Annotated in this window: 25 protein-coding genes and 1 pseudogene; 13 read left to right on the forward strand and 13 right to left on the reverse strand. The window is 51.3% G+C overall.

Translation table 11 applies throughout. The features are described from left to right. Positions 1-166: 166 nt before the first annotated feature. Positions 167-745 carry a DedA family protein gene (locus RTW80_RS12145; protein WP_001300768.1) on the forward strand — a complete coding sequence of 193 codons (579 nt, stop codon included), beginning with the start codon at positions 167-169 and terminating at the stop codon, positions 743-745. Positions 746-874: 129 nt separating this feature from the next. On the opposite strand, the gene RTW80_RS12150 is transcribed toward RTW80_RS12145, so the two are convergent. Continuing rightward, positions 875-1,636: an SDR family oxidoreductase gene (locus tag RTW80_RS12150; RefSeq protein WP_000079564.1), complete on the reverse strand. Its 762-nt coding sequence runs from the start codon at positions 1,634-1,636 to the stop codon at positions 875-877. A 52-nt stretch (positions 1,637-1,688) separates the two neighbouring features. Then, positions 1,689-3,125 carry a multidrug resistance outer membrane protein MdtQ gene (mdtQ, locus tag RTW80_RS12155; RefSeq protein ID WP_063119379.1) on the reverse strand — a complete coding sequence of 479 codons (1,437 nt, stop codon included), beginning with the start codon at positions 3,123-3,125 and terminating at the stop codon, positions 1,689-1,691. A gap of 223 nt (positions 3,126-3,348) precedes the next feature. On the opposite strand from mdtQ, the gene yohP reads away from it, so the two are divergent. Then, complete coding sequence (gene yohP, locus RTW80_RS12160; protein ID WP_000691708.1) at positions 3,349-3,432, forward strand: small membrane protein YohP; 84 nt, start codon at positions 3,349-3,351, stop codon at positions 3,430-3,432. A 372-nt stretch (positions 3,433-3,804) separates the two neighbouring features. Here yohP and dusC read toward each other — a convergent pair whose 3' ends face one another. Continuing rightward, positions 3,805-4,752, reverse strand: a complete 948-nt coding sequence (dusC, locus tag RTW80_RS12165) for a tRNA dihydrouridine(16) synthase DusC (RefSeq protein ID WP_001264861.1) — start codon at positions 4,750-4,752, stop codon at positions 3,805-3,807. Positions 4,753-4,990: 238 nt separating this feature from the next. Between dusC and RTW80_RS12170 the strand changes: the two genes are divergently transcribed. The 7 genes from RTW80_RS12170 (at position 4,991) to preA (ending at position 10,867) form a co-directional block, all read left to right on the forward strand. Continuing rightward, positions 4,991-5,389, forward strand: coding sequence for a CidA/LrgA family protein (locus RTW80_RS12170; RefSeq protein WP_001295452.1), 399 nt, complete (start codon positions 4,991-4,993; stop codon positions 5,387-5,389). Beyond that, complete coding sequence (locus tag RTW80_RS12175; RefSeq protein ID WP_000968208.1) at positions 5,386-6,081, forward strand: CidB/LrgB family autolysis modulator; 696 nt, start codon at positions 5,386-5,388, stop codon at positions 6,079-6,081. Before RTW80_RS12170 ends, RTW80_RS12175 begins: the two co-directional genes overlap by 4 nt. A 129-nt stretch (positions 6,082-6,210) precedes the next feature. Continuing rightward, complete coding sequence (gene cdd, locus RTW80_RS12180; protein WP_000553555.1) at positions 6,211-7,095, forward strand: cytidine deaminase; 885 nt, start codon at positions 6,211-6,213, stop codon at positions 7,093-7,095. 149 nt (positions 7,096-7,244) lie between these two features. Beyond that, entirely contained in the window at positions 7,245-7,964 is a 720-nt protein-coding gene (sanA, locus tag RTW80_RS12185) for an outer membrane permeability protein SanA (protein WP_000920064.1), read from the forward strand. A gap of 2 nt (positions 7,965-7,966) precedes the next feature. Then, positions 7,967-8,206, forward strand: a complete 240-nt coding sequence (locus tag RTW80_RS12190) for a DUF2542 family protein (RefSeq protein ID WP_000383096.1) — start codon at positions 7,967-7,969, stop codon at positions 8,204-8,206. A 193-nt stretch (positions 8,207-8,399) separates the two neighbouring features. After that, positions 8,400-9,638 carry an NAD-dependent dihydropyrimidine dehydrogenase subunit PreT gene (gene preT / locus RTW80_RS12195; protein ID WP_001136388.1) on the forward strand — a complete coding sequence of 413 codons (1,239 nt, stop codon included), beginning with the start codon at positions 8,400-8,402 and terminating at the stop codon, positions 9,636-9,638. After that, on the forward strand, positions 9,632-10,867 hold the full coding sequence (gene preA, locus RTW80_RS12200) for an NAD-dependent dihydropyrimidine dehydrogenase subunit PreA (RefSeq protein ID WP_000956071.1): 1,236 nt from the start codon (positions 9,632-9,634) through the stop codon (positions 10,865-10,867). The genes preT and preA overlap by 7 nt, the downstream gene beginning before the upstream one ends. Positions 10,868-10,937: 70 nt before the next feature. Here the strand turns inward: preA and mglC are convergent, their stop codons facing one another. The 6 genes from mglC to folE all read right to left on the reverse strand — a co-directional run bounded on the left by mglC (position 10,938) and on the right by folE (position 17,847). After that, a complete protein-coding gene (gene mglC, locus RTW80_RS12205) occupies positions 10,938-11,948 on the reverse strand; it encodes a galactose/methyl galactoside ABC transporter permease MglC (RefSeq protein WP_001275118.1) in 1,011 nt (336 codons plus the stop codon). 15 nt (positions 11,949-11,963) lie between these two features. Further along, positions 11,964-13,484, reverse strand: a complete 1,521-nt coding sequence (gene mglA, locus RTW80_RS12210; RefSeq protein WP_000255039.1) for a galactose/methyl galactoside ABC transporter ATP-binding protein MglA — start codon at positions 13,482-13,484, stop codon at positions 11,964-11,966. A 60-nt stretch (positions 13,485-13,544) separates the two neighbouring features. Next, complete coding sequence (gene mglB, locus RTW80_RS12215) at positions 13,545-14,543, reverse strand: galactose/glucose ABC transporter substrate-binding protein MglB (RefSeq protein ID WP_001036964.1); 999 nt, start codon at positions 14,541-14,543, stop codon at positions 13,545-13,547. A gap of 279 nt (positions 14,544-14,822) precedes the next feature. Further along, the gene (galS, locus tag RTW80_RS12220) at positions 14,823-15,863 is read right to left on the reverse strand and encodes an HTH-type transcriptional regulator GalS (RefSeq protein ID WP_032247683.1); all 1,041 of its coding nucleotides are present in this window, start codon (positions 15,861-15,863) and stop codon (positions 14,823-14,825) included. 141 nt (positions 15,864-16,004) lie between these two features. Next, positions 16,005-17,162, reverse strand: a complete 1,158-nt coding sequence (gene yeiB, locus RTW80_RS12225; protein WP_000440919.1) for a DUF418 domain-containing protein YeiB — start codon at positions 17,160-17,162, stop codon at positions 16,005-16,007. Between the two features lie 16 nt (positions 17,163-17,178). Next, entirely contained in the window at positions 17,179-17,847 is a 669-nt protein-coding gene (gene folE / locus RTW80_RS12230) for a GTP cyclohydrolase I FolE (protein WP_001139613.1), read from the reverse strand. Positions 17,848-18,104: 257 nt separating this feature from the next. Here folE and yeiG point away from each other — a divergent pair, with 257 nt between their 5' ends. Next, positions 18,105-18,941, forward strand: a complete 837-nt coding sequence (gene yeiG, locus RTW80_RS12235) for an S-formylglutathione hydrolase (protein ID WP_000425438.1) — start codon at positions 18,105-18,107, stop codon at positions 18,939-18,941. Between the two features lie 31 nt (positions 18,942-18,972). Here yeiG and cirA read toward each other — a convergent pair whose 3' ends face one another. The 3 genes from cirA to yieE all read right to left on the reverse strand — a co-directional run bounded on the left by cirA (position 18,973) and on the right by yieE (position 23,813). After that, a complete protein-coding gene (gene cirA, locus RTW80_RS12240; RefSeq protein WP_000489247.1) occupies positions 18,973-20,964 on the reverse strand; it encodes a catecholate siderophore receptor CirA in 1,992 nt (663 codons plus the stop codon). A 293-nt stretch (positions 20,965-21,257) separates the two neighbouring features. After that, the gene (gene lysP / locus RTW80_RS12245; protein ID WP_000253273.1) at positions 21,258-22,727 is read right to left on the reverse strand and encodes a lysine-specific permease; all 1,470 of its coding nucleotides are present in this window, start codon (positions 22,725-22,727) and stop codon (positions 21,258-21,260) included. 204 nt (positions 22,728-22,931) lie between these two features. Further along, entirely contained in the window at positions 22,932-23,813 is an 882-nt protein-coding gene (gene yieE / locus RTW80_RS12250; protein WP_000548294.1) for a DNA-binding transcriptional regulator YeiE, read from the reverse strand. Between the two features lie 98 nt (positions 23,814-23,911). On the opposite strand from yieE, the gene RTW80_RS12255 reads away from it, so the two are divergent. The 3 genes and pseudogenes from RTW80_RS12255 to RTW80_RS12265 form a co-directional block, all read left to right on the forward strand. Further along, on the forward strand, positions 23,912-24,961 hold the full coding sequence (locus RTW80_RS12255; protein WP_000182053.1) for a YeiH family protein: 1,050 nt from the start codon (positions 23,912-23,914) through the stop codon (positions 24,959-24,961). A gap of 73 nt (positions 24,962-25,034) precedes the next feature. Continuing rightward, positions 25,035-25,892, forward strand: a complete 858-nt coding sequence (nfo, locus tag RTW80_RS12260) for a deoxyribonuclease IV (protein ID WP_000873890.1) — start codon at positions 25,035-25,037, stop codon at positions 25,890-25,892. 2 nt (positions 25,893-25,894) lie between these two features. After that, positions 25,895-26,740, forward strand: a pseudogene (locus RTW80_RS12265) (sugar kinase); the annotation flags it as partial. A 15-nt stretch (positions 26,741-26,755) separates the two neighbouring features. On the opposite strand, the gene RTW80_RS31355 reads toward RTW80_RS12265, so the two are convergent. After that, positions 26,756-26,812 carry an IS1 family transposase gene (locus RTW80_RS31355; RefSeq protein ID WP_003032489.1) on the reverse strand — a complete coding sequence of 19 codons (57 nt, stop codon included), beginning with the start codon at positions 26,810-26,812 and terminating at the stop codon, positions 26,756-26,758. Between the last annotated feature and the right edge of the window lie 2 nt (positions 26,813-26,814).

The following is a 26,814-nucleotide window of genomic DNA, read 5'->3' on the forward strand; positions in this document are numbered from 1 at the left end:
GCCCCCTTGTTGTGAGTTCATGAACCTGACAGTTCAAGTATAAGTCAGCTTGTGATTATTTTTTGTTCGCTCATGTAATTTGCACCGTCTGATGTACGTCCTTTTTCAGCGTGAATGATTTCCAGGGTGTATGCTTAAAGGCAACCAAAGGGAGACAGACTGGCCTATGGATCTCAATACACTCATCTCACAATATGGTTATGCCGCGCTGGTGATCGGTAGCCTGGCGGAAGGTGAAACCGTGACTTTGCTGGGAGGCGTTGCGGCACATCAGGGGCTATTAAAGTTCCCGCTGGTGGTACTTTCTGTGGCGCTTGGCGGCATGATTGGCGACCAGGTGCTTTATCTGTGCGGGCGGCGGTTTGGCGGCAAGCTGTTACGCCGTTTCTCGAAACATCAGGATAAAATTGAGCGGGCGCAGAAACTTATCCAACGCCATCCGTATCTGTTTGTCATTGGTACGCGCTTTATGTATGGCTTTCGGGTGATTGGCCCGACGCTGATTGGTGCCAGCCAGCTGCCGCCGAAAATCTTTCTGCCGCTTAATATTCTCGGCGCATTTGCCTGGGCGTTGATTTTTACCACTATCGGTTACGCTGGTGGTCAGGTGATTGCGCCGTGGTTGCACACTCTCGACCAGCATTTGAAGCACTGGGTCTGGTTGATTCTGGTCGTGGTTCTGGTGGTAGGCGTGCGCTGGTGGCTGAAACGGCGCGGGAAGAAAAAGCCGGATCATCAGGCGTAAAACCATTGCCCTGGGTAAGGCGTTCGCGCCGCATCCGACATCCGGTGCACCATGCCTGATGCGACGCTTGTGCGTCTTATCATGCCTACCAAAATTTTACCCATTGAAATAACCACGCACCTCACTGCGCTATTCTGGGTTGAACTGCGGATTCGCCAACATAAAGCCGCCATCCACTATCAACGACTGCCCGGTGGTGTAATTTGCGCCCTCTGAGCACAGCCACGCTACCAGGCTGGCAATCTCATGCGTTGCGCCAAAACGCCGCAGAGGAATCGAAGGCTCCGCGTCGGGCTTCACGTCGCTGTCATCCATGCCATTCATTGGCGTGGCGATCGCCCCAGGCGCGACTGCGTTCACCAAAATCTTATGCCTGACCAGCTCCAGCGCCATCGCTTTGGTTAACCCACCGAGCGCATGTTTAGCGGCTGTGTAGGCGCTGGCATCCGGCAGCGGCGTATGTTCATGTACCGACGTAATGTTGATGATGCGACCGCCCTGCCCTTGTTTCACCATCTGGCGGGCCGCAATTTGTGAGCATAAAAATGCACCATCGACATCAACGGTAAAAATCTTGCGCCACTCATCGAAAGCCATATCAAGAAACGGCGCTTTGGTCATTGCGCCCGCATTATTCACCAGCACATCAATACGCCCCAGCCGTTGAATGAGTTTCTCCAGCGCCTGCGCACCTTCTGGCAGTTTACCGAGATCCAGCTGCACGATCTCCGCACGTACGCCGTGGCTAACTACCTCACGCGCGGTATCTTTTGCCCCTTCTTCATCTGAGTTCCAGGTAATACCAATATCAAACCCCTGCTGCGCCAGTAATAACGCGCACTCTTTGCCGATCCCCGAATCGGAGGCGGTAATAATCGCAACCTGTGCCATCGAGTTCTCCACTTAACGCTGAATAAACGTTAAGTATAGAAGGCGCATATCATCAGCGTTTGTAACCCCCGCCCAACGCACCAGTGAGTTGAATGGAGGCATCCAGCCACTGCCCTTGCAATAACAGGCCATTGGCCCGCTCACGCAGCGCGGGGATTCTAGCTTCGCTGACGCGGGAACCAGCAATGATGCCCGCGTTAAAGCGCGCCTGCGCAAGACCTACCACACGCAAGGCATCGCGCTCAATTTGCGCCTGATGCTGGTTTTTCTCCGCCAGTGTCTGAACCTGACTGGCTGCCCGCGCCACGTCATTCACCGCTTCAACCACCGCTTTGTTGTAGCTGGCGATAGACAAGTTGCTTTCGGCTTTTGCGATATCGAGATTGGCGTTAAGACGACCACTATCGAAAATGGGTAGCGTCAGGCCTGCCGTAACGCCCATTTGCTGCGCGGAATGACGGAACAGATCGCTTAAGTGCAACGCATCCTGTTGCAGGAAGGCCATCAGGTTGATGTCAGGATAAAATGCCGCTTTTGCCGCATCAATGGTGCTTAGCGATGACTCAACGTACCAGTGCGCCGCCTGCAAATCTGCCCGCCGGGCCAGTAAGGAGTACCCCAGTTCATCAGGAAGCTGGCTTGCCACTTTCGGCAACGCGACCGGTTTAAGCTTCAATGACTTTGTCTGGTTATTTGTAAGTGCGCTTAACCGTGCCTCAATAATTTTCATTTTCCCCGCGACATCGTTGAGCTGCTGCCGGGTTTTGCTGGCATTAATATCGGTTTCCACACCTTCAACTGAAGAAGTAATCCCGTTCTGATATAGCTGGCGATCGGTCGCGATAATGGTGTTCTGCTCTTTTTCTATTTGCTGCAAGACCGTGTTTAACGCCGCCTGGGTTTGCCACTCCCAGTACAGGCGGGCTACGCTGCCAGCCAGCAATTGGCGGGTTTGCTCGCGTTCCGCCGCCCGTGCTTTAACCGTACCCAGGCGGGCAGTAACCTCCGCCAGATTCTTTCCCCAGATATCGAGCTGCCAGCCCGCCGTTAAGCCAAAAGTACCGTTGGTGTACCACGGGCCGGTCGTACCTGCGGCCGGATCGTTCAGAGCAAACGGCCCCATTAAGCCTTCTGCCGACATTTTTTGCCGCTCCATATCCGCCGAAAAGTCGATCTGCGGACCATCCTGAGTGGCAACTGCCTTCGCCTGGGCTTCAGCTAGCTGAATGCGCTGTTCAGCCACCTGCATATCCGGTGCGTTCTGTAGTGCATTGTTAATTAAGGAAGTGAGTTGATTATCGTGATACTCCAGCCACCATTGGCTGTCTGGCCAACCATTTTTCAGCGCCGTGGGTAATGCGGTGTCAACTTGTGCAGCGGGCGTTTGCTGGCTTAACGCCTGGCGGGTTTCATGCATAGGCGCACACCCGGCCAGCATCAGTAACAGCGGAAAACAGGCGATGGCTGGATAAAAGGAATCACGATTCATGGGGGAATAATCAGGTAAGAAAAGGTGCGCGGAGATTACCGTGTGTTGCGATATATTTTTTAGTTTCGCGTGGCAATACATCAGTGGCAATAAAACGACATATCCAGAAAAATATACACTAAGTGAATGATATCTTCCGATTTATCTTAATCGTTTATGGATAACGGCAAAGGGCTTCGTTTTTTCCTATACTTATTCAGCACTCACAAATAAAGGAACGCCAATGAAAATTATACTCTGGGCTGTATTGATTATTTTCCTGATTGGGCTACTGGTGGTGACTGGCGTATTTAAGATGATATTTTAAAATTAATTAATGTCATCAGGTCCGAAAATAACGAGAATATTTCAGTCTCTCATCCTGTTGCGCTCCTGTCATGTGCATTGCTTCATATAATCACTGGCGCAAGGAGCGCGCAGGGGGCGGCCAATCGCCGCCGCCCCCTGCACCCCCGGGCTCTGGCGAACAAAATCGCCGCTGCGCGGTGCCCTCGGCTTATCCCTTACGGCTACCGGGTTGGGCGCGAGGTAACATCCCTGTAAAACGCGCCCTCAGCCCACATCCATGTGGGCTGCCCCGGCCTTCAGGGAACGCCTCGGCAATTTTGACGCCACCAAACAACCGTGCGGCCTATTGATAAAGAGCTAACACATTGTCAAAAAACATCACTATGGTTTTTTAGAGTTTCTCGATATCAATTGCCTGAATAGCCCTTGCAATATCAGGGGAATTATTCAACACCCGAACATGCTGAAATAATTCCGTTGCTTCATCGTATTCTTTACGCAAATAACTCAACCACTGTTTAATCCGCGCAACGTGATATAACCCGGTATCGCCCTGCTTTTCCAGACGGGTATATTTTTGCAGCAAAGCAACCACCTCCGGCCACGGCATTCGCGGTTCGTTATATTTTACCACCCGGCTCAGGTTGGGAATATTGAGCGCCCCGCGACCAATCATCACTGCGTCGCAGCCGCTGATCGCCATGCATTGTTGCGCGCTCTGCCAGTCCCAGATTTCACCGTTGGCAATCACCGGAATATTCAGCCGCTGGCGAATATCGCCAATCGCCTGCCAGTCAATATGCTCCGCGCGGTAACCCTGCTCTTTCGTCCGCCCATGCACCACCAGCTCCGTAGCGCCAGCCTGTTGAACCGCATCGGCGATTTCAAATTTCTTCTCACCGCTGTCCCAGCCCAGACGCACTTTCACGCTGACGGGCAAATGCGCCGGTACAGCTTCACGCATCGCTTTTGCACCCTGGTAGATGAGTTCAGGATCTTTGAGTAACGTCGCCCCGCCGCCGCTACCGTTAACCGTTTTCGACGGGCAGCCGCAATTGAGATCCACGCCCCAGGAACCTAACTCCACCGCACGGGCGGCGTTCTCTGCCAGCCATTGTGGGAACTGACCTAACAACTGCACGCGCACCAGCGTACCAGATGGTGTCCGGCTGGCGTTTTGTAGCTCAGGGCAAATGCGATGAAAGACTTTTACCGGCAGCAGTTGATCCACCACGCGGACAAACTCGGTGATGCACAGATCGTAGTCGTTAACTTCGGTCAGCAATTCACGCACCAGAGAGTCAAGCACTCCCTCCATCGGTGCCAGTAACACACGCATATCATCACCCGCAAAAAAATGAGGCGCTATGTTAGCGCCTATGGTCAGCGGATTAAAGGTCTGCAAAGAGGGATTGCTGCAAACTGCAATCCCTCTCTATGCTTGATGTATGCCTGAGTTCGCTGCGCATTGCGTAATGCCGGGGAGCGAAAAAATAAGCGCTGATTTCTTAATGTGATCGGTAGCACGTTTTACGAATTAATTGTATGATGAATCCATCTCATCTGGGGTGTTGATTATGAGTAAGACACTGAACATTATCTGGCAATATTTACGCGCTTTCGTCCTGATTTATGCCTGCCTGTATGCAGGCATTTTCATTGCTTCCCTGCTACCGGTAACCATTCCGGGCAGCATCATCGGGATGCTGATCCTGTTTGTCCTGCTGGCCTTGCAAATTCTTCCGGCAAAATGGGTCAATCCGGGGTGCTACGTACTGATTCGCTATATGGCGCTATTGTTTGTGCCGATTGGCGTAGGCGTCATGCAATATTTTGATTTGCTCCGCGCACAGTTTGGCCCGGTAGTGGTTTCCTGTGCAGTCAGTACGCTGGTGGTTTTTCTGGTGGTGAGCTGGAGTTCGCAACTGGTACACGGTGAACGTAAAGTCGTAGGTCAGAAAGGATCAGAAGAATGATGGCGAATATCTGGTGGTCATTACCGCTGACATTGATTGTCTTTTTTGCCGCCCGCAAACTGGCGGCACGGTATAAGTTTCCCTTGCTTAACCCGTTGCTGGTAGCAATGGTGGTGATCATTCCTTTTTTAATGCTGACTGGCATCTCTTACGACAGCTACTTTAAAGGTAGCGAAGTGCTAAACGATCTGCTGCAACCGGCGGTCGTCGCGCTGGCCTATCCTTTATATGAGCAGCTACACCAGATCCGCGCGCGCTGGAAATCGATCATCACCATCTGTTTTATCGGCAGCGTGGTTGCGATGGTGACGGGGACTTCCGTGGCATTGTTGATGGGCGCTTCACCGGAAATCGCCGCGTCAATCCTGCCGAAATCAGTCACCACGCCTATTGCAATGGCGGTTGGCGGCAGTATTGGCGGTATTCCGGCAATCAGCGCAGTTTGCGTGATTTTCGTCGGCATCCTCGGCGCGGTATTTGGCCATACATTGCTTAATGCGATGCGTATTCGTACCAAAGCTGCGCGCGGTCTGGCAATGGGGACTGCCTCGCACGCCCTCGGTACGGCGCGCTGCGCCGAGCTGGATTATCAGGAAGGTGCATTTAGTTCGCTAGCGCTGGTGTTATGCGGGATAATTACTTCGCTGATCGCACCGTTCCTTTTCCCGATTATTCTGGCAGTAATGGGCTAAAATTTGCGATGCGTCGCGCATTTTTGATGTAAGTTTCACGCGTTGCATAATTAATGAGATTCAGATCACATATAAAGCCATAACGGGTTCGTAAACTGTTATCCCATTACATGATTATGAGGCAACGCCATGCATCCACGTTTTCAAACCGCTTTTGCCCAACTTGCGGATAACTTGCAATCTGCACTGGAACCTATTCTGGCAGACAAGTACTTCCCCGCTTTGTTGACCGGGGAGCAAGTCTCATCGCTGAAGAGCGCAACGGGGCTGGACGAAGACGCGCTGGCATTCGCACTACTTCCGCTGGCGGCGGCCTGTGCGCGTACGCCATTGTCGAATTTTAATGTTGGCGCAATTGCGCGCGGTGTGAGCGGAACCTGGTATTTTGGTGCCAATATGGAATTTATTGGTGCGACAATGCAGCAAACCGTTCATGCCGAACAAAGCGCGATCAGCCACGCCTGGTTGAGTGGTGAAAAAGCGCTTGCAGCCATCACCGTTAACTACACGCCTTGTGGTCACTGCCGTCAGTTTATGAATGAACTGAACAGCGGTCTGGATCTGCGTATTCATCTGCCGGGCCGCGAGGCACACGCGCTGCGTGACTATCTGCCGGATGCCTTTGGGCCGAAAGATCTGGAGATTAAAACGCTGCTGATGGACGAGCAGGATCACGGCTATGCGCTGACTGGTGATGCGCTTTCTCAGGCGGCGATTGCGGCGGCAAACCGTTCGCACATGCCTTACAGTAAGTCGCCAAGCGGTGTTGCGCTGGAATGTAAAGACGGTCGAATTTTCAGCGGCAGCTACGCTGAAAACGCCGCATTCAACCCGACTCTGCCACCGTTGCAGGGAGCGTTAATTCTATTGAATCTCAAGGGTTATGATTACCCGGATATCCAGCGCGCGGTTCTGGCAGAAAAAGCCGATGCGCCGTTGATTCAGTGGGATGCCACCTCCGCAACGCTGAAAGCTCTCGGCTGTCACAGTATCGACCGCGTACTTCTCGCTTAAGCCTGGTGCCGGATGCGGCGTGAACGCCTTGTCCGGCTTGCCAGCCCTCTCCTGGTGTCGAAAATCCCGGCAAACAGTTTGCCGTTTCTTGCGCAAAACCAGCGGGTAAAGTAGCCTGATGGAAATTTTCCTTAGATCGAGTCTCCTGCATGTTAAAGCGCGTGTTCCTCAGCCTGTTAGTCCTGATCGGCTTGCTGCTGTTGACTGTGCTCGGCCTCGATCGCTGGATGAGCTGGAAAACCGCGCCTTATATCTACGACGAATTGCAGGATCTCCCCTACCGCCAGGTCGGTGTGGTGCTCGGAACAGCAAAATATTATCGTACTGGCGTAATTAATCAGTATTATCGCTACCGCATTCAAGGAGCGATTAATGCCTATAACAGCGGTAAGGTAAATTATCTATTACTGAGCGGCGATAACGCATTGCAAAGTTATAATGAGCCGATGACCATGCGCAAAGATTTAATCGCTGCTGGTGTCGACCCATCAGATATTGTTCTCGATTACGCAGGCTTTCGTACGCTGGATTCCATCGTGCGTACACGCAAAGTTTTCGATACTAATGATTTCATTATTATCACCCAACGTTTCCACTGTGAGCGAGCATTATTTATTGCGCTGCATATGGGGATTCAGGCTCAGTGTTATGCCGTACCGTCACCGAAAGATATGCTGTCAGTACGTATTCGTGAATTTGCCGCCCGTTTCGGTGCGCTGGCTGACCTTTATATTTTTAAACGTGAACCGCGTTTTTTAGGGCCGCTGGTCCCTATTCCGGCTATGCACCAGGTACCGGAAGATGCGCAGGGGTATCCCGCCGTCACACCCGAACAGTTACTTGAATTACAAAAGAAACAAGGAAAGTAGTTATGGATGTACAGCAGTTTTTTGTCGTTGCCGTTTTTTTCCTTATCCCGATATTTTGTTTCCGCGAAGCATGGAAAGGCTGGCGCGCAGGCGCGATTGATAAACGGGTTAAAAATGCACCGGAACCGGTGTATGTCTGGCGAGCAAAAAATCCCGGACTCTTTTTCGCTTATATGGTGGCATATATCGGCTTCGGAATTTTATCTATCGGCATGATTGTTTATCTTATTTTCTATCGTTAATATTCCCCTCTCCAGTTAATTATTGAGAATAATTATTACTTCACCTGATAAGCTGCGGATATCACATTCCTAACCGCAGCTATTTGTGAATCTTTTCACAGTTTAAATTCCCCCGCACGCTTAGCCTTAATATCAGTACATTATTATTTACTAAACGCTCGCCTTAATTACCTATAGCATTAAGGAAGATCACATGCCGCAACAAAATTATCTGGATGAACTCACTCCGGCTTTTACGTCTTTACTGGCGATTAAAGAAGCCTCTCGCTGTTTATTATGTCACGACGCTCCCTGTAGTCAGGCTTGCCCGGCACAGACCGATCCGGGGAAATTTATTCGCTCAATCTACTTTCGTAATTTTAAAGGCGCTGCCGAGACAATTCGCGAAAATAATGCCCTCGGTGCCGTTTGTGCCAGAGTGTGCCCGACGGAGAAATTATGCCAAAGCGGTTGTACCCGTGCCGGTGTTGATGCTCCCATTGATATCGGCCGCTTACAGCGTTTTGTTACTGATTTTGAACAACAAACCGGAATGGAAATTTATCAGCCCGGTACTAAAACGCTCGGCAAAGTCGCGATTATTGGCGCAGGTCCTGCCGGATTGCAGGCCAGTGTGACACTGACAAACCAGGGTTATGACGTCACGATTTATGAGAAAGAAGCGCACCCCGGTGGCTGGTTGCGTAACGGTATTCCGCAATTCCGGTTACCGCAATCAGTGCTGGATGCAGAGATCGCCCGTATTGAAAAAATGGGCGTGACCATTAAGTGCAACAACGAAGTCGGTAACACACTCACCCTGGAGCAACTGAAAGCGGAAAACCGCGCGGTACTGGTCACCGTGGGGTTATCAAGCGGTTCCGGGCTACCGCTGTTTGAGCATAGCGACGTTGAGATTGCCGTCGACTTCTTGCAACGTGCACGACAGGCGCAAGGCGATATCAGCATTCCACAAAGCGCATTAATTATCGGCGGCGGTGATGTCGCGATGGACGTAGCCAGCACGCTGAAAGTTCTCGGCTGTCAGGCGGTAACTTGCGTAGCGCGTGAAGAGTTAGATGAGTTTCCGGCAAGCGAAAAAGAGTTTACCAGCGCCCGGGAGCTGGGCGTTTCGATCATCGATGGATTCACGCCAGTAGCCGTGGAAGGCAATAAAGTCACGTTTAAGCATGTACGGTTACCGGGCGAACTGACGATGGTGGCAGATAAAATTATTCTCGCCGTCGGTCAGCATGCCAGACTGGATGCCTTTGCGAAGTTAGAGCCGCAGCGTAACACCATCAAAACACAAAATTATCAGACCCGCGATCCGCAAGTCTTTGCTGCTGGCGATATTGTTGAGGGTGACAAAACCGTGGTCTATGCCGTGAAAACCGGGAAAGAAGCCGCCGAGGCGATTCATCACTATTTAGAGGGAGCTTGCTCATGTTAACGAAAGATCTTTCGATTACCTTTTGCGGCGTGAAGTTTCCCAACCCGTTCTGCCTCTCTTCTTCGCCGGTAGGCAACTGCTATGAGATGTGTGCCAAAGCCTACGACACAGGTTGGGGCGGCGTGGTGTTTAAAACGATCGGCTTTTTTATCGCCAACGAAGTCTCGCCGCGTTTTGATCATCTGGTGAAAGAAGATACCGGTTTTATCGGCTTCAAAAATATGGAGCAGATTGCCGAGCATCCGTTGGAAGAGAATCTGGCCGCCCTGCGTCGGCTGAAGGAAGATTACCCGGACAAAGTATTGATCGCTTCGATCATGGGGGAAAATGAGCAGCAATGGGAGGAGCTGGCGCGCCTGGTGCAAGAAGCTGGCGCGGATATGATCGAGTGTAACTTCTCCTGTCCGCAAATGACGTCTCATGCGATGGGTAGCGATGTCGGGCAAAGCCCGGAGCTGGTAGAAAAATATTGTCGGGCAGTTAAACGGGGTTCCACGCTGCCGATGCTGGCGAAGATGACACCGAATATCGGTGATATGTGCGAAGTGGCGCTGGCGGCGAAGCGCGGCGGCGCAGATGGCATTGCGGCAATTAACACCGTTAAATCCATCACCAATATCGATCTTAATCAGAAAATCGGTATGCCGATCGTGAACGGTAAATCGAGTATTTCCGGATATTCCGGTAAAGCGGTAAAACCGATCGCCCTGCGCTTTATTCAGCAAATGCGCACCCATCCAGAACTGCGCGATTTCCCGATCAGCGGTATCGGCGGCATTGAAACCTGGGAAGATGCGGCGGAGTTTTTATTGCTCGGCGCAGCAACGTTACAGGTCACCACCGGCATTATGCAGTACGGCTATCGGATAGTGGAAGATATGGCGAGCGGGTTGTCGCATTATCTCGCCGATCAAGGGTTTGATTCGTTGCAGGAGATGGTAGGTCTGGCGAATAACAATATTGTCCCGGCGGAAGATTTAGACCGCAGTTATATTGTCTATCCCCGTATCAATCTTGATAAATGTGTTGGCTGTGGACGCTGTTATATTTCCTGTTACGACGGCGGTCACCAGGCGATGGAATGGAGCGAGAAAACCCGCACACCGCATTGTAATACCGAGAAATGTGTGGGTTGTCTGCTTTGTGGTCACGTCTGCCCGGTGGGTTGTATTGAGCTCGGGGAAGTGAAGTTTAAGAAAGGCGAGAAAGAACACCCGGTAACGTTGTAAAACCAGAGACGCATCCGGCATTTGGCACCGATTGCCGGATGCAGCGCATCCGGCAATATCCACAATCACATCACTTCTTACGCGCGTATTTCAGTGAATCCAGCGCTACGGCGAAGATAATAATCGCCCCTTTGATGATGTACTGCCAGTATGGGTTTACGCCGATATACGTCAGGCCATAGTTGATGACGGTAAAAATAATTACCCCGGTCACCACGCCAATCACCGTCCCCACACCGCCGCTGAACGATACACCGCCTACCACGCACGCCGCGATAGCATCCAGCTCATACATAAAGCCGAGGTTGTTGGTGGCAGAGCCGATACGTCCGGCTTCTAACATCCCGCCGAAGGCATAGAACACACCAGACAACGCGTAGATCATCAGCAGGTTCAGGCCGACGTTGACACCAGATACTTTTGCCGCTTCCGGGTTACCGCCAATGGCAAAAATGTTCTTACCGAAGCGGGTTTTGTTCCACAACACCCAGACGAACGCCACCGCAATCAACGCGTAGAAGGTGATGTAAGAGAGACGGAAACTCCCCAGCGCGACAAAGCCCTGAGCAAAGGTAGAGAAGCCACTGTCAAAACCAGAAATTGGCGACGCCCCGACAAAGTCGTAATAGAGCGAGTTGATGCCATAGACGATGATCATCGTGCCGAGCGTGGTAATGAACGGCGTCACGTTGAGATAAGCGATAATCAGACCGTTGATCAAACCGATCACCGCACCAATGGCACAGACAATCAGAATAACCAGCGCAATCGGCATCGTCGCCATTTCCGGGAACACTTTGTTGGCGTTATCCATGGACTGCAATAATGTCGCAGCCACCACTGCCGCCAGCCCTACCTGACGACCAGCAGAAAGATCGGTCCCCTGGGTGACAATTAACCCTGCCACACCGAGCGCGATAATAATACGCACCGATGACTGGGTGAGAATATTACTTAAGTTCAACAGACTTAAAAATGTTGGGTCCTGGAAAATAATAATCGCCAGCAAAACTAAAAGAACGACGTAAATACCGCCCTCTTTCAGGTAAGTAAGAAAACTTTTCTTATTTAACGCACTCATGGGAAGCCCCTAATCTTAAAGGTGCAAAGACGCAAGACGCAGAATTTCGTTTTGCGTTGTTGTTTTTGTGTCGACAATTCCGGAAACGAGACCATTGCTCATGACCAGAATACGGTCTGTTATCCCTAACAACTCAGGCATTTCAGAGGAGATAATAATAATCCCCTTGCCTTTCTTCGCCAGTTCGGCAATTAACTGATAAATTTCAAACTTCGCCCCGACATCAATACCGCGCGTCGGTTCATCGAGCATTAATATTTCTGGTTGCGTTAGTAGCCAGCGACCAATAATCACCTTTTGCTGATTACCACCGGAGAGCGAACCAATTTGCGTCCGATGACCCGGCGTTTTTACCCGCATCGAATCAATCACCCACTGGGTATCGCTTTTCATCCGCGAGTTATCCAGTAAACCAACTTTATTTTTGTAGTTGCGAATATTGGAAATTAACGAGTTAAAACCAATATCCAGATAGGCATAAATTCCCGTTGAGCGGCGCTCCTCAGTTACCAGTGCAAATCCGTGGTTTATGGCTTCGTTGGCATTATGGTTATTGATCTGTTTGCCGTGCAACGTTATGGTGCCAGCCGATTTCTCGCGAATACCAAATAACGTCTCAACAATATCGGTACGTTTCGCCCCCACCAGCCCGGCAATACCGAGGATCTCCCCTTTATGCAGATCAAACGAGACATCGCGAATCGACGGCTGGCGCAGTGACGTCAGGTTACGCACCTCGAGGATGACTTCGCCCGGCTTGTTTTCTTTGTCAGGAAAACGCTGATTAAGAGAACGCCCAACCATCATGGCGATGATCTTGTCCATCGTCAGTCCTGCCAGCGGTTCGGTGGCGATCCACTGACCGTCGCGCAATACGGTAACTTCATCACATAACTGGAAGATTTCTTCCATTTTATGCGAGATATAAACAATACCGCAGCCGCGCTCTTTTAATTTACGAATAATAGTGAACAGATGATTGACCTCTTTTTCGGTTAACGAAGAAGTCGGTTCATCCATAATCACAATTTTCGCGTTATAGGAAAACGCTTTGGCGATTTCGATCATCTGCATTTGCGAAACGGATAATGTGCCGACGCGCGCACGCGGATCGATATCAATATCCAGTTCATCAAAAATCGCTTTGGTTTCGCGGTACATTTTGTCCTGATCGACAAACATGCCTTTGGTGGGATATCGCCCCAGCCACATGTTATCCATCACCGAACGTTGTAATACCAGGTTTAACTCCTGGTGTACCATCGAAATACCATTTTCCAGTGCTTCTTTGGCAGAATGGAAATCGATCTCTTTACCCTGGAATAAAATGGTGCCGGAGTCTTTTTGATAAATACCAAACAGGCATTTTAATAATGTTGATTTTCCTGCGCCGTTTTCCCCCATTAATGCATGGATAGAATGTGGCCGGACTTTTAAATTAACGTTATCAAGTGCCTTAACACCAGGAAAAGACTTGTTGATACCGCTCATTTCCAACAAGTATTCCCCGGAAGACGGAGTCGTTGAGCTGACCATATAATTTTACCTTGTTGGCCATACAATAAGGGCGCAGTAAACGACTGCGCCCAATCAGTCTTATTTCTTGCTGAATTCAGCCAGGTTGTCTTTATCTACGCCAACATAAGGTACGCGGACCACTTTGTTGTCGATTTTCCAGTTGGTGCCATCAGCCGCACCTTTGCCATCGGCCAGGTTTTTCGCCAGATCAAAGGTCGCTTTCGCCTGGTTGTTAGCATCGTTCAGTACTGTGCCCGCCAGTGCACCGGATTTCACCAGCGCCAGCGCTTCTGGCAGCGCATCGACGCCAAACACCGGAATGCTGGACTTGTTGTGTGCTTTCAGTGCTTCTACCGCGCCCATTGCCATCGCATCGTTGTTGGCGATAACCACTTCGATTTTGTTGGCGTTCGGGCCAGACAGCCAGGCGTCCATCTTATCTTTCGCCTGAGCGGTATCCCACATAGCGGTATCTAACTGTAACTGTTCAGTTTTAATGCCTTTGTCGTTCAGCTCTTTAATCACGTAAGTGGTACGTGCTTCTGCATCCGGATGGCCCGGTTCACCTTTCAGCAATACGAATTGAATCTGACCGTCTTTGTTCAGATCCCAACCCTGATTCGCCGCCCAGTGTTTAGCAATCAAATCGCCCTGAATAATGCCGGACTCTTTGGAATCAGTGCCAACGTAGTAGGCTTTGTCGTAGCTATCCAGCGCCTTACGAGACGGTTCTTTGTTGAAGAAAACCACCGGCACGTTTTGCCCACGCGCTTTCTCAATCACCGTACCCGCAGCTGCCGGGTCAACCAGGTTGATTGCCAGTGCCTTCACCCCTTTCGCCAGCAATACGTCGATCTGATCGTTCTGCTTGGACTGGTCATTCTGAGAATCATTCATCAGCAGCTGAACATCTGGCGCGGCTTTCGCATCTTGCTCAATAGCCTTGCGCACTACAGACATAAAGTTATCGTCGTACTTATAGATTGTTACACCAATGCGAGTATCAGCAGCGTGTGCAGCGGCACCGAATAACATGCTGGCCATCACAGCAGACAGGGTTAACACCTTCTTATTCATGGTATCTCCGGTTTTTCTTATGCAGGGTAGTGCTTGAGATAAATGCTCGGCGGGGCAGTAGAGTTAATGAAGTGTTACTGAACGCCGAAGCTCACTTTTTAAAATTCGTTCTTCCATGCCCGGTAACGCTCCAGAAAACGGCTTTAATTGTTGTTATGACGCTATTACCTCGGTGAAAGTGATTATTCACTGTTACATACGGGTTACAACGTTAAAACGGTGCAATCATAGCCATCACATTGTTAAGATACTGTGAAATCACTCACAGATTGAAAGCGGTTACATCGCCTGATTTGTTGAGTTAGTGATCGCCGCCGCATTCTGGCGCGTTGCGACAGAATGGCGACGCACTAACGTCGGCATAAAACAGTGGCTGGCACGAGGATCAATATTGCCTGCTGCCCCCTGCAAGGCCAGTTCGGTGGCTAATTTAGCCATTGAAGCAATGGGATAACGCACGGTCGTTAATTGCGGGTCGGTGTAACGGGCGATGGGAATATCATCGAAACCGATGATTGAGAGATGTAACGGAATCGCAATGCCATTATCTTTTAATGCTGTCAGTGCGCCAGCGGCCATATTGTCGTTATAAGCAAATACAGCGGTAAGTTGTAGATTGCGCCCCAGCAGTTCAACCATCGCCGCCTCACCGCCCGGCATGTCCGGCGTACCAGTGCCAATCCAGCTTTCCGGCGGAATAATATCCTGCTCTTTCAACGCATTCATCCAGCCTGCTTTACGCATGGCGTCATCTTCAATGCCGTGACTGGAAGAAAGATAACCAATACGTTGATGACCGTTATTCAGCAACATGCGCGTCGCCATTCGGGCACCGCTGAGATTATCCAAGCAAACGCAACGATGGGCGTACCCCGGCACAACGCGGTTGATTAACACCATACCGGGAATGTTATCCATAAATTGCGCCAGTTCATCGTCACTCAATGCTTTTGAGTGAACAATCAACGCATTACAACGCTGGCGAATTAACACCTCAATGGCGTGACGCTCTTTTTCCGCTTCATGATAGCTATTGCCGATTAGCACGTATTTCTGATGCTGCTGAGCGACTAGATCCACCGCTTTTACCAGCGCGCCGAAAAACGCATCAGAAACGTCCATCACCACCACGCCAATGGTGTCGCTAACCTGAGTTGCCAGCGCCTGGGCATTGGCGTTTGGCCGATAATCCAGCTCACTCACGGCTTTCATTACTGCTTCACGCGTGTCGGCACTGACCAGCGTGCTGTTATTGAGCACCCGGGAAACCGTTGCCACAGAGACGCCAGCCTGACGCGCTACATCACGAATGGTGATCATATTCACTACCTGTTATGAGATTGCAGTAAATGACTGCTTGCTGGCGGCTATTTTGTCAGCACTGAATACAGGACTTCGTGAATCGAGTCACAGCAATGGAAACGGTTACAGCCGTTTTGTTAACGAATGTGATCCAGATCGTTATCTTGATGTTTTAGATATTGCCGGTCCGGCAGCACGCAAAGTTAACTGACGCCAGAGCCATTCCACCGGCCCCTGGCGGAAGAAACGCAGCCAGATAACAGAGAAGAGGATATTCGCCAGCCATACCGGAATAACAAACGCCAGCAGCTCCAGGCGGTCAAAATGCATAAACAAACCGAGGTGGTAAAAAAGCGTGGTACAAATCAGCGTTTGCAATAGATAGTTGGTCAGCGCCATCCGTCCGACGCAGGCGATCGCAAGCACCAGCTTAAAGCGGCTCAATTGCGGCCAGAAACCATAAAACAGCGACGCATAGCCTATCGCCTGAAACGGCGCACTCAGTTCCCGCGGCATCTGAAGTAAGAAGGCGCACCAGCGATATGCCCAGTCCAGCCGCCATTGCAGGGCGATGGCAGGAAGGTTAATGATCACCCCAATCGCCACCAGCACAAAACCAGTACGACGATAGTGACGTAAGCTGAACTGCCCTTTCAGCCAGCCACTGCGCATCAATGCGGCACCAATGAGCATCATCCCAGCCAGTTGCCAGCCATACTGTGCGCCCAGTGCCAGTAAACTGTTGCCAACACCATCGGCACGATTACTGATCGCATCAACGCCGCCGTGAAGCTTCCAGTATTTTTCATACAAAATAGCCGATGCATCCGGCGTCCAGGCGCGGCTGGTCTGGCTATCGGAAATCAACCCCAATAACAGCAAAACGCCAAGCCCCACCAGATAAAGCATGACGCCTGTATTAAACAGGCTTTTTACCGATGGCGCATCGCGCACCAGCCGCCAGCAGATTAAGCCCACCAGCCCGTAAGCCAGCAGAATATCGCCGTCCCAGAACAGTAAACCGTGAATAAAGCCCAACAAGACTAACAGCGTTAACCGCGACTGGATCCAGCGTCTGCCACGGGGCAGCAACATTTGCAGGCCCGCACCAAACAGCAGCGCAAAAAGCGTGAGGAATTTCACCTGGCCGACGAGATCAAGAAATGCCCAGGTCCATGCATCCTGCGGCGTAATAGCGCCGTACCAGGCGGGATTAAGATAAGCCGCCTTTGGTAGCCCAAAGGCGCTGATGTTTAATAGCAGGATCCCCAGAATGGCGACGCCGCGAACAAAATCGAGCGTGACGTTGCGCTCCATGGTTCCTGCCTTTTAATCAGTTGTGATGACGCACAGCGCGCAGAAACTCGTGGCGCGTATTCTGACTGGATTTGAACAATCCACCAAGAGAGGTCGTTGTCGTGGCACTGGTTGCATCGCGGATGCCACGCGCCTTCACGCAGTAATGCACCGCGTCGATCGAGACAGCCACGTTATTGGTGCCCAGCAGCGTTTGTAGCGCAATAAGAATTTGCTGCGTCAGACGTTCCTGCACCTGCGGACGCTGGGCAAAGAACTGCACGATACGGTTAATTTTTGACAGACCGATCACCGAATCTTTCGGGATATAAGCCACCGTCGCTTTGCCATCGATGGTAACAAAATGGTGTTCACAGGTACTGGTCAGAGTGATATCGCGCACGGTGACCATTTCATCGACCTTCATTTTGTTTTCAATGAGGGTGATTTTCGGGAAGTTGGCGTAATCCAGACCGGAGAAAATTTCATCGACATACATTTTAGCGATGCGATGCGGCGTTTCCATCAAACTGTCATCAGCCAGGTCGAGATTCAGCAGCTGCATGATTTCGGTCATATGACCAGCAATAAGGCTTTTGCGCGTTTCGTTATCCATTTCATGCACGGGCGGGCGCAGCGGTGTTTCCAGTCCTCGCGCAACTAACGCTTCATGAACCAGGGCCGCTTCTTTACTGAGTGATGGCATTTATGATTTCTCCTGCAGGTGTGACGCCTCCGCCCTGCGTGGGGGCAAAGTTATTAAGCTGATTTACAGCCTGATTATTGTGCGTGAGGCGGCGCACATAATCCAGTATTCACAGCGATAATTATTGTAATTGCCGCTGCCTTTCATCAGCAGATGTTAAAACATCGTTATGCAAATACGGAAGTGAAAGTTACTCACAGCACATTGAATAAACGGTATGATGAAGAAATTGCAAACAACACAACAAGGAGCCACGCATGGAAATGCTCGAAGAGCACCGCTGTTTTGAAGGCTGGCAGCAACGCTGGCGACACGACTCCAGTACCTTAAACTGCCCGATGACGTTCAGTATCTTTCTCCCTCCACCTCGTGATCACACTCCGCCACCAGTGCTGTACTGGCTTTCCGGATTAACCTGCAATGACGAGAACTTCACCACCAAGGCGGGTGCCCAGCGGGTAGCGGCGGAACTGGGGATTGTACTGGTGATGCCAGACACCAGCCCGCGCGGCGAAAAGGTTGCCAACGACGATGGCTACGATTTAGGCCAGGGCGCAGGCTTTTATCTTAATGCCACGCAACCGCCGTGGGCGACGCATTACCGGATGTATGATTATCTGCGCGATGAATTACCGGCGCTGGTTCAGTCGCAATTTAATGTCAGCGACCGCTGCGCCATTAGCGGTCACTCAATGGGTGGTCACGGTGCGCTGATTATGGCGCTGAAAAATCCGGGTAAATACACCAGCGTTTCGGCCTTTGCGCCAATTGTGAATCCGTGCAGCGTCCCGTGGGGAATCAAAGCGTTTAGCAGCTATTTAGGTGAGGACAAAAATGCATGGCTGGAATGGGACAGTTGCGCACTGATGTATGCCAGTAACGCGCAGGATGCGATCCCGACGCTTATCGATCAGGGCGATAATGATCAGTTTCTTGCCGACCAGTTGCAACCTGCGGTACTGGCAGAAGCCGCGCGCCAGAAAGCGTGGCCGATGACGCTGCGTATTCAGCCGGGATATGATCACAGTTACTACTTCATCGCCTCTTTTATAGAGGATCACCTGCGCTTCCATGCGCAGTATTTACTGAAGTGAAAGTCCGCCCGGTTCGCCGGGCATCTTCTCATCAGAAGCGATAATCCACTGCCATAAAGTAACGACGTCCGTCTTCGTTATAGCTGTAGTCGTCACGACTGAGATCCTTGTCGCCAAGGTTCAGCACGCCTGCGCGCAGTTTGACGTCTTTAGTCACCTGCCAGGCCGCGCCGGTATTCCAGATGGTATAACCGCCCGGTGTTTTAGCCGTCGCGCTGTCGGCGCGTTTCTGCCCGGTATAGTGCCCAGAAACATAGAATGACCAGTCTTCCAGCGCCAGCGGTTTCCAGTCCAGCGTACCGTTAGCAGTATGGAACGGCAGATCGGATAGCGGTTTGTTTTCGCCGTTGCTGACATCACGACCATCGTTGTAGGTGTAGTTGATCGACAGTTTCCATTCATCGTTGAACGGAATTTTCAGTTCGGTTTCCACGCCCTGAATACGAGCTTTGTTAACGTTGTAGTAGCTAAATACCGGTATGCGCCGTCCGTTAGCGCCCGTCTCAAAACCAACAAAGTTTTGGTAGCCCGGTGCAGCGTTGACGTCAGACGTACGGCTGATGCTGATACGATCTTTCACATCGTTACGGAAAACGGTAACGCTGGATTCAACCCCTTCCAGCCAGCCTTCTTCACCCATGTAGTAAAGCCCCAGCTCCCAACTTTCGCTGGTTTCTGGTTTCAGATCCGGGCTACCCACAATCTTACATGCGCCACGGCAGGAATTGCTCGTCCAGTCAGGGCTAAGTTGCAACAGAGAAGGTGCTTTAAATGCCGTCGCCCAGCCCCCTTTCACCGTTACGGTGTCGGTGGCGTTATAAACCAGGTAGGCACGCGGACTCCAGTGTTCACCGTAGGTTTCGTGATCGTCCATACGCACGCCGGTCGTCAGCGCCAGCGGCTCGAAGATCCGCCATTCATCTTCCACAAACAGCGCGTACTGGCTGGCAGACGTTTTGGAGCTGGTTCCCCCGGTCAGGTTCACCGCATCGCTAAGTTTGTCGTGACGCCATTCACCGCCAACCGTGAGAAACTGATTAATCGCCGTCAGCGGCAACGTGTATTTGCCGTCGACCGTATTGCTTTCGGAAGTTATCGGGCTGCTGTTGCCAGGGTTTTTGTTCTCGACTTTCTCACCGTAGTATTTCAGTTCGCTGGTGCCGTAATCCCAACGCCCATTATGGCTGACGGAGTAGTTCTGGCGTTCCAGGCGGTTTTTGTCCAGCGAGTCGGAATCACGATCCTGACGGTCGAAACCGTATCCGGCAGTAAAATCGTGATTTTGATTCGGTGTCCAGGCAAATTCGACATTGCCGTCGCGGCTGGAGAATCCTTCAATACGCGGCGTTTCTCCGGTATCGGTGGTCGTTGAGTTTTGCGGGTCATCCTTTTCACGTTTTGCCAGGCTGCCGTAAGCTTTCATTCCCAGCACACCATCAATTAATGGTCCACTGGTAAAGAACTGACCGTTATAGGTGTCACCGCGATCGCGATGTTCCTGAATGGTGGTATCGACGGTAACGGTACCCGACCATTTCTGACCGATTTTTTTGGTGATGATATTCACTACACCGCCGAGCGCATCGGAACCGTACAGCGACGACATCGGGCCACGGACCACTTCAATACGTTCGATGGAATCGACCGGGATCCAGTTCAGATCGAAATCATTGTGGCGGAAGACGGCATTGCGGGAGTTCACGCGTTTACCGTCGACGAGAATCAGGGTATAGCTGCTGTCCAGACCACGAATACTAACGCCCTTACGGTTATCCCCTTCGTTCGTCAGTTGTACGCCAGGCACTTCTTTGAGGACATCCTTCAGATTCTGTACCGGTTTTCGCTGCAGGTCTTCCTGGGTAATGACGCTGATACTGGCAGGTGCATCTTTAAGATTTTGTTCCACGGAAGATGCAGTGACAACCATCGTTTCGCCATCATCATCGACCGCTAACACAGGCCATGCACAAGAAATAGCGGACAAACACAGCCCGACCCGTACGAAAGGGTTCAACCTAAACATTCCATATCTCCATGAGGTAACTACGAAAATAAAATGGGTTATCGCTCACATCTTCTTCACGTCCCCTTGCGTACGGCAGCATCGCGGTGGACTTATTTTTTATGCAGGTGATCATCCCAGAAAGCCGGAACAGCCTCTGATTTGTCAGCCTTTTTTGATTGCGGCGTAACGATAATGCAAACGATAACAATTATCAATCTAAATGTTAAATTTTATATCCGCATGATTTGTCAGGGAAATGGAATTGAAAAAGCCCTCTCGGTTGAGAGGGCTTAGCAAGGAAGGGAGGAAACTTATTTCTTATCGTTCTGCGGGAACTTCATTTCGCTGTAGCGTACGAAGTGAGTTCCTTTAATCAGCTTGTAGCCGAACCAAATAATCAGGAACAGCGGGATACCAATATACGTTGCCGCTACGCCGCCCCAGTCAATAGTATCTTTCAGGAACGCTTCGTAGTTCTGGCCCAAAGTGATAATCAGACACAGAATGAATGCGAAGATCGGCCCCAGTGGGAAGAAACCTGAACGGTACGGCAGATCGTTAATGTCGTGTCCCTGCAATACGTAACCGCGACGGAAGCGATAGTGGCTAATGGCAATCCCCAGCCAGGCGATAAAACCCGTCATCCCGGAGGTGTTCAGCAGCCACAGGTATACCGTCTGGTTGCCAAACATGGAGGTCAGGAAGCACAGACCGGCAATCACCGTCGTCGCATACAGCGCATTACGCGGCACGCCACCACGCGACAGTTTAGCGAAAATGCGCGGCGCTTTACCGTCACACGCCAGGGTGTACAGCATACGAGTAGACGCATACATACCGGAGTTACCCGCTGACAGCACCGCCGTCAGAATAACTGCGTTCATCACCGCCGCCGCAGAGAGCAGACCCGCGTGCTGGAACACCAGGGTGAACGGACTAACGCTGATGTCTTTAACATCGTTACGCAGCAGGCTCGGATCGGTGTACGGAATAATCAGGCTGATAATCAGGATCGCGAACACATAGAACAACAGGATTCGCCAGAACACCTGACGTACCGCGCGTGGAATGTTTTTCGCCGGATCTTCGGACTCGCCTGCAGCAATACCGATCAGCTCGGTTCCCTGGAAAGAGAAGCCGACAATCATAGCTACGCCGATCATCGCCGCAAAACCACCAGCAAACGGCGCTTCGCCGATTGTCCAGTTGCTCCAGCCCGCAGGCTGCGCGCCTTTGAAGATACCGATAATCATCAGCACGCCAACGATGATAAAGACAATAACTGTCGTGACTTTGATCAGTGAGAACCAGTATTCCGCTTCACCAAAGCCACGAACTGAGATGTAGTTCAGCAGGAAGATAACGCCGAGGAACAACGCACTCCAGATCCAGCCCGGTGTATCCGGGAACCACCAGCTCATGACCAGCTGAGCTGCAACCAGGTCAACGGCGATAGTCACCGCCCAGTTGTACCAGTAGTTCCAGCCCAGCGCGAAGCCAAAGCCTTCTTCAACATAGTTCTGACCGTAAGTGGCAAACGAACCGGAAACCGGCATATATGCAGCCAGTTCACCGAGACTGGTCATCAGGAAGTAAACCATCAGGCCAATCAGCATATACGAGAGCAATGCCCCGCCCGGACCTGCCTGAGAAATCGTTGCGCCAGAGGCAACAAAAAGACCTGTACCGATGGAACCGCCAATGGCAATCATCGTCAGGTGACGCGCCTTTAATTCACGGCGTAAGCCCGGCGCTTCTGTGGTTTTAGTTTCGGAAACCATACAAAAATGCTATCCATCTTAAAAATGAGGCGCGATTGTAGCAGACGATTGGCAATCCTTCCGGCAGAAATACACGGTTATAAGACACCTTCATGATCGCCCAGGGATTATAAGTAAAGCAGCCAATCTCTTTTCTGGCGAATGCATGCTGAAGGCGCTGCGTCACGAAATCGACACAGCACCAGCATGTTCTTGTACAGCAACTTAACGCGGCACATTTGCGGGATCGCAATAGTCCAGAAAGCGCCGTAGCGCGTTGGAAAGGTGTTTTTGCCGATGATGTATACGCCACAACGTACGCATCAGGCGCGGCAGAGGGACCGCAACTTCACTTAATGTGCCTGCCTGCAATTGATCTTCAATCACACGTCGCGACAGGCAACTAATTCCCAACCCATGACGCACCGCATGTTTGATTGCCTCGGAGTTACCTAATTCCATCGCCATCTCAAACTTCGGTAAATGTGACAGCAACAGATAATCGACAATCTCCCGCGTGCCGGAACCGCGTTCACGCAGGATCCACGGCGCAGCGGCCAGCTGTTCTAAGGTGACCGGACCACGGGCCAACGGCGAAGTCGGCGCGGCGAAAACCACCAGCTCGTCTTCCAGCCACGGTTCAGAAATGATTTCAGTGCTGTGGCACGGTCCTTCAATAAAGCCAATATCAACGCGGAAATCCAGCACCGCTTGCATCACGTCCTGGCTATTCCCAACGCTAAGTTCAATCGGCAACTGCGGATAATCATGGCGATAACGGGCGATAACTGCAGGCAGAATGTAGTTACCGATGGTACTACTGGCATAGATACGAATCGCGCCGTTGTCTTCGCGAAACAGTTGTTCGATTTCAACCGCCTGTTCAAGCAATGCCAACGCACGCGGATAGAGCAGCCGCCCGTGTTCATTAACAACCAGTCTTTTCCCCACGCGATCAAACAGTTGCACGCCAAGCTGCCCTTCCAGGTCGGTCAAGGCTGCGCTCACTGCTGATTGCGACAACGCCAGCATCACCGACGCCTGGGTGGTTGATCCACTTTTCAATACTTCTGCAAAAACTTCCAACTGCCGGAGGGTGATGTGCATAGTCGCTTACCACTTATAAAGATTAATTATAAATATATAATCAATTTTATTTTTAAACCAGTTAGTCGTAACCTTATGCCCGGTTAAAGGAGAGGGTTATGACGAATATCACCTTACAGAAACAACATCGTACACTGTGGCATTTTATTCCGGGGTTAGCCCTGAGTGCAGTTATCACCGGGGTCGCCCTGTGGGGTGGTTCCATTCCCGCGGTTGCGGGTGCCGGGTTTAGTGCCCTCACCCTCGCAATCTTGTTGGGGATGGTTTTAGGCAACACCATCTATCCGCACATCTGGAAAAGCTGTGACGGTGGTGTGCTGTTTGCCAAGCAATATTTATTACGTCTGGGTATCATTCTTTATGGCTTCCGTCTGACGTTCTCGCAAATTGCCGATGTCGGTATCAGTGGGATCATCATTGACGTGTTGACGCTGTCCAGTACCTTCCTGCTGGCTTGCTTCCTGGGGCAGAAAGTGTTTGGTCTGGATAAGCACACCAGCTGGTTGATCGGTGCCGGTAGCAGTATCTGTGGTGCTGCCGCGGTACTGGCGACTGAGCCGGTAGTGAAAGCGGAAGCCAGTAAAGTAACCGTGGCTGTTGCAACCGTTGTTATCTTCGGGACCGTCGCGATTTTCCTCTACCCGGCGATATATCCGCTGATGTCTCAATGGTTTAGTCCGGAAACTTTCGGTATCTACATTGGTTCTACTGTGCACGAAGTGGCGCAGGTGGTGGCGGCAGGTCATGCTATCAGCCCGGATGCGGAAAACGCAGCAGTTATTTCCAAAATGCTGCGCGTGATGATGCTGGCTCCGTTCCTCATCCTGCTGGCGGCGCGTGTTAAACAGCTGTCTGGGGCGAACAGCGGCGAGAAAAGCAAAATCACTATTCCGTGGTTTGCCATCTTGTTCATCGTCGTTGCCATCTTTAACTCGTTCCACCTGTTACCGCAGAGCGTGGTGAACATGCTGGTAACGCTGGATACCTTCCTGCTGGCAATGGCGATGGCGGCGCTGGGTCTGACCACTCACGTCAGCGCGCTGAAAAAAGCCGGGGCGAAACCTCTGCTGATGGCACTGGTACTGTTTGCCTGGCTGATTGTTGGTGGTGGTGCGATTAACTATGTGATTCAAAGCGTCATCGCATAAACCACTACATCTTGCTCCTGTTAACCCGCTATCATTACCGTTTTCCTCCAGCGGGTTTAACAGGAGTCCTCGCATGAAATACATTGGAGCGCACGTTAGTGCTGCTGGCGGTCTGGCAAATGCCGCAATTCGCGCCGCCGAAATCGACGCAACCGCGTTTGCCTTGTTCACCAAAAACCAACGTCAGTGGCGTGCCGCACCGCTCACGACGCAAACCATCGATGAATTCAAAGCGGCCTGTGAAAAATATCACTACACATCGGCGCAAATTCTTCCCCACGACAGCTATCTGATTAACCTCGGACATCCGGTCACTGAAGCTCTGGAAAAATCGCGCGATGCCTTTATAGATGAAATGCAGCGTTGCGAACAACTGGGGCTTTCTTTGCTCAACTTCCACCCTGGCAGCCATCTGATGCAGATTTCAGAAGAGGATTGCCTTGCGCGTATTGCCGAATCCATCAACATTGCGCTGGATAAAACTCAAGGTGTAACAGCGGTGATTGAAAACACCGCCGGTCAGGGCAGTAACTTAGGGTTTAAATTCGAACATCTCGCGGCGATTATCGACGGCGTGGAAGATAAATCCCGTGTCGGCGTCTGCATTGATACCTGCCATGCTTTCGCTGCCGGGTATGATTTGCGTACTCCAGCCGAATGCGAGAAAACGTTCGCGGATTTTGCCCGTATTGTTGGCTTTAAGTATCTGCGCGGGATGCACCTTAACGATGCGAAAAGCACCTTTGGCAGCCGCGTTGACCGCCATCATAGCCTCGGTGAAGGCAATATCGGTCATGATGCGTTCCGCTGGATCATGCAGGACGACCGTTTCGACGGCATTCCGCTGATCCTTGAAACCATCAACCCGGATATCTGGGCAGAAGAGATCGCCTGGCTGAAAGCGCAACAAACTGAAAAAGCGGTAGCCTGAAGATGAATAACCGGGAAAAGGAGATCCTTGCAATTTTACGGCGTAACCCGCTGATTCAGCAGAACGAAATTGCGGACATGCTGCAAATCAGTCGTTCGCGCGTTGCGGCGCATATTATGGATTTAATGCGCAAAGGGCGGATTAAAGGCAAAGGTTACATTCTCACCGAGCAGGAATACTGCGTAGTGGTGGGGACAATCAATATGGATATTCGCGGGATGGCGGATATCCGTTACCCGCAAGCGGCTTCTCATCCCGGTACAATTCATTGCTCGGCGGGCGGCGTGGGACGCAACATCGCCCACAATCTGGCGCTGTTAGGCCGTGACGTCCATTTGCTTTCAGTGATTGGCGATGACTTTTATGGCGAAATGCTCCTGGAAGAAACGCGCCGTGCCGGCGTGAATGTCTCCGGCTGCGTTCGTTTGCATGGTCAAAGCACATCGACGTATCTGGCAATTGCCAATCGAGACGATCAAACCGTGCTGGCGATTAACGATACCCATCTGCTGGAACAGTTGACACCGCAACTACTGAACGGGTCGCGCGATTTACTTCGTCATGCGGGCGTGGTACTGGCTGATTGCAACCTGACAGCCGAGGCGCTGGAATGGGTCTTTACCCTCGCTGATGAAATCCCGGTGTTTGTCGATACCGTTTCAGAATTCAAAGCGGGCAAAATCAAACACTGGCTGGCGCATATTCACACCCTGAAACCCACTTTACCGGAGCTGGAAATTTTATGGGGACAGGCGATCACCAGCGATGCTGACCGTAATGCCGCAGTGAATGCATTGCATCAGCAAGGTGTTCAGCAACTGTTTGTTTATTTGCCCGATGAGTCAGTTGGTAATGACTCCAACTTATTGATAGTGTTTTATGTTCAGATAATGCCCGATGACTTTGTCATGCAGCTCCACCG

The organism is Escherichia sp. AM3 (assembly GCF_032029835.1).
GTDB lineage: Bacteria > Pseudomonadota > Gammaproteobacteria > Enterobacterales > Enterobacteriaceae > Escherichia > Escherichia coli.

Excerpts from the sequence above, each read along its gene's own strand:
- yeiB (WP_000440919.1), bottom strand. The coding sequence starts at position 17,162 with ATGGAGCGCAACGTCACGCTCGATTTTGTTCGCGGCGTCGCCATTCTG.
- mglC (WP_001275118.1), bottom strand. The coding sequence starts at position 11,948 with ATGAGTGCGTTAAATAAGAAAAGTTTTCTTACTTACCTGAAAGAGGGC.
- RTW80_RS12150 (WP_000079564.1), bottom strand. The coding sequence starts at position 1,636 with ATGGCACAGGTTGCGATTATTACCGCCTCCGATTCGGGGATCGGCAAA.
- preT (WP_001136388.1), top strand. The coding sequence starts at position 8,400 with ATGCCGCAACAAAATTATCTGGATGAACTCACTCCGGCTTTTACGTCT.
- mglB (WP_001036964.1), bottom strand. The coding sequence starts at position 14,543 with ATGAATAAGAAGGTGTTAACCCTGTCTGCTGTGATGGCCAGCATGTTA.
- yohP (WP_000691708.1), top strand. The coding sequence starts at position 3,349 with ATGAAAATTATACTCTGGGCTGTATTGATTATTTTCCTGATTGGGCTA.
- cirA (WP_000489247.1), bottom strand. The coding sequence starts at position 20,964 with ATGTTTAGGTTGAACCCTTTCGTACGGGTCGGGCTGTGTTTGTCCGCT.
- mglA (WP_000255039.1), bottom strand. The coding sequence starts at position 13,484 with ATGGTCAGCTCAACGACTCCGTCTTCCGGGGAATACTTGTTGGAAATG.
- yieE (WP_000548294.1), bottom strand. The coding sequence starts at position 23,813 with ATGCACATCACCCTCCGGCAGTTGGAAGTTTTTGCAGAAGTATTGAAA.
- RTW80_RS12255 (WP_000182053.1), top strand. The coding sequence starts at position 23,912 with ATGACGAATATCACCTTACAGAAACAACATCGTACACTGTGGCATTTT.
- yeiG (WP_000425438.1), top strand. The coding sequence starts at position 18,105 with ATGGAAATGCTCGAAGAGCACCGCTGTTTTGAAGGCTGGCAGCAACGC.
- dusC (WP_001264861.1), bottom strand. The coding sequence starts at position 4,752 with ATGCGTGTGTTACTGGCACCGATGGAGGGAGTGCTTGACTCTCTGGTG.
- sanA (WP_000920064.1), top strand. The coding sequence starts at position 7,245 with ATGTTAAAGCGCGTGTTCCTCAGCCTGTTAGTCCTGATCGGCTTGCTG.
- RTW80_RS12190 (WP_000383096.1), top strand. The coding sequence starts at position 7,967 with ATGGATGTACAGCAGTTTTTTGTCGTTGCCGTTTTTTTCCTTATCCCG.
- preA (WP_000956071.1), top strand. The coding sequence starts at position 9,632 with ATGTTAACGAAAGATCTTTCGATTACCTTTTGCGGCGTGAAGTTTCCC.
- mdtQ (WP_063119379.1), bottom strand. The coding sequence starts at position 3,125 with ATGAATCGTGATTCCTTTTATCCAGCCATCGCCTGTTTTCCGCTGTTA.
- galS (WP_032247683.1), bottom strand. The coding sequence starts at position 15,863 with ATGATCACCATTCGTGATGTAGCGCGTCAGGCTGGCGTCTCTGTGGCA.
- cdd (WP_000553555.1), top strand. The coding sequence starts at position 6,211 with ATGCATCCACGTTTTCAAACCGCTTTTGCCCAACTTGCGGATAACTTG.
- lysP (WP_000253273.1), bottom strand. The coding sequence starts at position 22,727 with ATGGTTTCCGAAACTAAAACCACAGAAGCGCCGGGCTTACGCCGTGAA.
- RTW80_RS12170 (WP_001295452.1), top strand. The coding sequence starts at position 4,991 with ATGAGTAAGACACTGAACATTATCTGGCAATATTTACGCGCTTTCGTC.
- nfo (WP_000873890.1), top strand. The coding sequence starts at position 25,035 with ATGAAATACATTGGAGCGCACGTTAGTGCTGCTGGCGGTCTGGCAAAT.
- folE (WP_001139613.1), bottom strand. The coding sequence starts at position 17,847 with ATGCCATCACTCAGTAAAGAAGCGGCCCTGGTTCATGAAGCGTTAGTT.
- RTW80_RS12175 (WP_000968208.1), top strand. The coding sequence starts at position 5,386 with ATGATGGCGAATATCTGGTGGTCATTACCGCTGACATTGATTGTCTTT.
- RTW80_RS12145 (WP_001300768.1), top strand. The coding sequence starts at position 167 with ATGGATCTCAATACACTCATCTCACAATATGGTTATGCCGCGCTGGTG.